The sequence below is a fragment of the Mesorhizobium sp. M8A.F.Ca.ET.202.01.1.1 genome, assembly GCF_004791595.1.
Lineage (GTDB): Bacteria > Pseudomonadota > Alphaproteobacteria > Rhizobiales > Rhizobiaceae > Mesorhizobium.
On sequence record NZ_SRUN01000348.1, the window covers coordinates 1 to 278 of the forward strand.

At 56.5% G+C, this 278-nt stretch carries 1 protein-coding gene; it reads left to right on the forward strand.

Annotated elements, in window-relative coordinates:
- Positions 1–278, forward strand: a 278-nt coding sequence (locus EN845_RS35150; protein WP_135931367.1) for a type VI immunity family protein, incomplete at both ends; no start/stop codon positions are given.

Here is a 278-nt window from a genome sequence, read left to right on the forward strand (position 1 = left end):
TGCGCCGGCCCTCGTGGCGAGCCTGGCCAACGAATTGGGAAAACAGATCAAGTATCTGTCCGGCCATGCTGGATTTTGTCACCTGTACGAACCCTACTTCAAGGCGACCGCTTTCGCGCAGATTTTCGCGTGGGCGAAACGCTACTGGGCCGTCGACGTCGAGGATCTGAATGCAGCCTTGCCGTTCATGCACAACGGCATGAAGGCGATTTCCTGGCTTACATTCATCGGTCCCAAGTTCCTGGCTGACCCGAAAATCGAGGGTCAGAGACAGTCGT